This is a genomic window from Thiorhodococcus minor, from assembly GCF_010820565.1.
Classification (GTDB): domain Bacteria; phylum Pseudomonadota; class Gammaproteobacteria; order Chromatiales; family Chromatiaceae; genus Thiorhodococcus; species Thiorhodococcus minor.
Window position 1 is genome coordinate 1 of record NZ_JAAIJQ010000171.1, and the last position, 4,415, is coordinate 4,415.

Consider the following 4,415-nt stretch of genomic DNA (forward strand, 5'->3'; position numbering starts at 1 on the left):
TCGAAGTCGATCCTGCCTCGTTTAATTCCAGGGCAGAGTGTGCCACTGAATTGAACGGGGTTTTCGTTCAGGCACTATCTAGACGTGATGCAGGCCCGGGAGAGCCAGGGCGATGCGGAGCCGGGCCATGAGTAGGGGTTGCGTCCGGGGAATCTGGGCGACCGGGCTCGTGTCGGGAGCGCGCTGAGATGTGGACCATCTATTCGATCGGCGACCCGGTCTTCCTCCAGCAGGTCCTCAATGCGGTGGCCATGCTGTTCAGCTCGGCGGATTTCCTCCAGTTCGTCGCCATCGGCTTTCTGATCGGGGTGCTGATCATCGCCTTCCAGGGGCTGACCCTGGGTGCACAGGGCATCCGCTTTCAGGGGCTGCTGGTGTCCTTCCTGCTCTATGCCCTGCTGTTCGTGCCGACGGTGTCGGTGACCATCGAGGGGGCCTACTCGGGCTCGGCGCGGGTAGTCGACAACGTGCCACTCGGTCCGGCGGTGGTGGGCTCGGCGGTGTCGAACCTCGGCTATGGGGTGACGCGGCTGTTCGAGCAGGTCTTCACGACGCCAACCATGACGGAGCACGGCTATGTCGATGCGCTGCAAGTGCTGGCGACGGTGCGCAAGACCGCGCTGTCGCGTCTGACCACGGGGGACGCCAACAGCCCGACTGAGGGCGCGGACGTCGAGCAGTCCTGGATCAACTATGTGGCCGACTGTGTGCTCTATGGCGTGGACCGCCAGATCAACGGGGCGAGCATGGATGCCATTTTGAAGGCGACGGACATGGATGGGGCCTTGCAGACGCCGATCGTGACCGGGACGACCGAGATCCAGCTCGGCACCACCCGTGAGCTGCTGCCCTGCGTGGACGCCTACAGTCGGCTGCGCAGCTACACCAACAGCCAGTTCCTGCCCAAATTCAGGCAAGCGCTGGCGGCCAAGCTCGGCACCGAGGCGACTGCGGTCGACACCCGTGTCAATGGCGCCCTCACCGCCCTGTCGCGCGATGCGGTCGACGCCCAGCAGTACATGGTCATGGCCGCGCTGCTGCCGATGTTCGAGAAGGGCGTGGTCCAGCACTACCGCAACCTCGGCGATACGGCGGCGGCGACCCAGACCAGCCAGGCGATCCAGCAGCGCAACAGCCAGTGGGCGACCGAGCAGAATCTCTTCGTCGCCATCATGAAGCCGATGATGGTCTACTTCGAGGGCTTCATCTTCGCCATCGGCCCCTTCATGGCCTTCGTGATCGGGCTGGGACCGATCGGGGTGCGGATGGTCGGGAGGTATCTGCTGTTCGGGCTCTGGATTCAGCTGTGGATGCCGGTCCTGGCGGTCTCCAATCTCTATCTGATCCTCACCGCTCAACGGGCCTTCGAGGCGCTGGCCGATCAGAACAGCGCGGTGCTGCCATCGTTTCGGGCGCTCTACGAGAGCGATCTGCTGCTCCAGAGCTATCTGGCCACGGCCGGTCTGCTGATCGCCTCGACCCCGGCGATCAGTCTGATGCTCATCTATGGCAGCGCCATCACCGCGACCCATCTGGCCGGCCGCCTGCAAAGCGGCGATCACGTCAACGAGCGCCTCACGGCCCCGGACGTGGTGCAGCCGAGTGCGGCCAGCACCGTCGGACCACTGATGCAGACCACGGCGCTCGGCGGCACCCACGCCCCAGGGGCCCAGGGGATGGTCTGGTCGTTCAAGGCCGGACAGTCGGCGCAGGCGACCTTGCGCTCCGCGGAGGTGAGCGCCGAGCAGGCGCAGGAGAGCTTCCAGAGCGCCTTCGGGCAGGCGTTCGCCCAGTCGGCGGCGGCGAATCAGCAGACGGCGACCCAGTATGCGCTGGGGCAGAAGTTCGATGCGTCCTACAGTCGGGCGGATGCGGCGGTACTTGACAGCGCGGAGGAGCTGTCGCGGCGATTCAGTACGTCGGGCCTCCGCAAGGAGGAGATGGGAACCCTGCTCAGCGCCGGGCTGAAGACCGCCGGCGCCCACGATCACCACGGTACAGGCACAACCGATGCTGCACGCCGCGCTGCCGTCACCGCCGCTTTGGCCGCCGAGCTCGCGGGTCAGATCCGGCAGAACTATGGCGTCACGGAGAGCCAATCGGCCGAAATCGGCATGGAGATCGCCCAGCGAGTCGCCACCGACCACCAGCTCAGGGCAGCCTTCTCCGAAGGCTTGGCCTCCGACATCACGCAAAGCCATGGTGACAGCTTCACCTCCGGGCTGAGCCAAAGCCAGACCGCCCAGCTCACCCGCAGCGCTCAGGATGTCTTGAGCACCTCGAGGACCTACGAGCAGGCCGCGACCTTCGCACGCCAGGTCGGGACCGATGCCAGCTTCAGCGCCATTGAGACGTCGGCGATGCTCCTCGAGCAGCCGGCAATGGCGCGCCGCTTGGAGCACGCGATTCAGCGGCATGGTCTGGCGGGCGATGCCGCGACCCAAGCCGATCGGCTGCTCGCCGGGGGCGTGGTCGGTCAGCCCGAGCAAGCCTGGGCAATTGCGGGCATGGGACTGCTGCTCGGGTTCTATGGCGGCTCCCGCGCCGATGCCATGACGGCGAACGAGAAGCAGCAGGCCGAGACCGCCGCCATGGAGATCTATTCCGGTCTGCTGGGCGTGCGGATCCCCGAGGGGATCGATCCCGACATCCACCGGGGCCTGGCCAGTCAATCCCCGTCGATGGGTGGGGCTCGGGCTGAAGTCGGCGCGGCGGGTCTGCACGATCCCCGACCGGAGATCCTGTCGGGTCTCGCCGCGATGCGGGTCAACGCCGATGGGACCATCGCGCGGGTCGCCAACGCCCCCGCCATGGTCGACAGCGTTGGCGTCGCGGCCAGACAATCCGTCGCGGACCAGGGCATCCTCCAGGCCAATCAGCTCCGTGCGCAGCAGCGCACCCAACTCGCCCAGCAGATGGCCTTTCAGGCCCAACTACCGCGCACAGCGGCCAAGACCGCGCAGCAGGAGCTCGGCGGTCTGATGATCCAGCTGGCCGAGACGGGCGCCCTGATCGGCGCCGGTACGGGTGGAGTCTCCAATCAAGTGACCGCCGCCATCAGTGCCTTCGGTCAGGCCCGGATGGACGGCGGCAGCCTCGATGCGGCGATCCGCGCCGGGCGCGACGCCGCCGGCAGCGAGCCGGGTTGGATCGAGGCCCGCCAGGCCATGATCGACACCCGGCTCGCCGAGGTGGCGGACGTCGGGCTCAGCGCCGCGCAGACGGACCTCTATCGCGCGGCCTCGGAGACGAGTCTGTTCGCCTTAGCCCCCAGCGCTTCCCATCAAGCCGCTCGGAGCGCGGTCATCGCTGAGTCGGGTCCCGCCGGCCAGGACATCGCGACACTCATCGAGCGCGCCGCCTCCTCGCGCGACGACTCGCCGTTGCGGCTGATCAGCCGGTATAACCAAACCGCCGCGGACGACCCCGCGGGCGCTCCCGCGGCCATCGGAACGCTCGTGCCCATGGCGATTCCCCCAGCGGCCGTCGTCATTCCGTCTACCGCGGGCTCCGCCGTCGACCGAGCGAGCTGGGGAGAGACCGGCCTCCATCCTCACGGCCAGGTCGGCGCTCTGCCACTGATCCACGAGAATGTGACCGACGGGCCTTTGGGAGGGGTGCTCGACCTCGTGGCGGTTCCGGAATCGCACGGGAACTACAACGCGTGGTTCGGAAACGCGGAACAGAGCGACGTAGATCTGTCTGGGATGACGCTCAACGACGTGAGGAGACTACAGACGCAATTGCTGGATCAAGGCAACGGCGGCTCGGCCATCGGCCGCTATCAGATTATCCCCGACACCCTCGATGACCTGACCCAGCGTCTAAACCTCAGCGGCGAAGAGCACTTCACCCCCGCCCTCCAGGACCGGCTCGCCTTGGTCTTGGCCCGGGACGCCGGCGTCAACCGCTGGCTGGGGGGAACACTGGACGACGCCACCTTCGCCTACAATCTCTCCGCCATCTGGGCCGGTCTGCCGAAAGACGCCTCGAATGTCAGCTATCACGCCGGGGTGGGCAACAACGCTGCGCGGATTGATTACGGCCGCGTGATGGATACACTGGAGGGAATACGCACAGGTGATAGGTCGGCCGTCTCCGCAGAGCCGCCCTCGCGCCCAGTCCGGACCGCCAGCGACTAGGCGCGTCATGCGCCTTGGCGCGGTTCCGAGCGAAGAGACCTGACTGCTGGACCAGTGCACAACGATCGCCCGATCGACAGCTACGTCGGTCTCTGGCCGGAAGGTTGGCTCCTGGACATACGAGAACGATCATCCGCCAGCGACCACCGCCCCGCAGCGCCTACCTCCGCGCGAGGATAGGATCCTGCCTACCAAACTGAGCCTGGCCACCGTCCCTGATGGATTTTCCCCTTTAAATAGTCATTTTGCATGAGGGAGAGGGGTGGGCCTCCC

General features: G+C 66.6%; 1 protein-coding gene. It reads left to right on the top strand.

Going from position 1 to position 4,415, the window contains the following annotated elements; genetic code table 11:
• Positions 1–188: 188 nt before the first annotated feature.
• Positions 189–4,142 (top strand): conjugal transfer protein TraG N-terminal domain-containing protein, encoded by a 3,954-nt coding sequence (locus G3446_RS25755; RefSeq protein ID WP_164456526.1) that lies wholly within the window; start codon positions 189–191, stop codon positions 4,140–4,142.
• Positions 4,143–4,415 lie beyond the last annotated feature (273 nt).

Excerpts from the sequence above, each read along its gene's own strand:
- G3446_RS25755 (WP_164456526.1), top strand. The coding sequence starts at position 189 with ATGTGGACCATCTATTCGATCGGCGACCCGGTCTTCCTCCAGCAGGTC.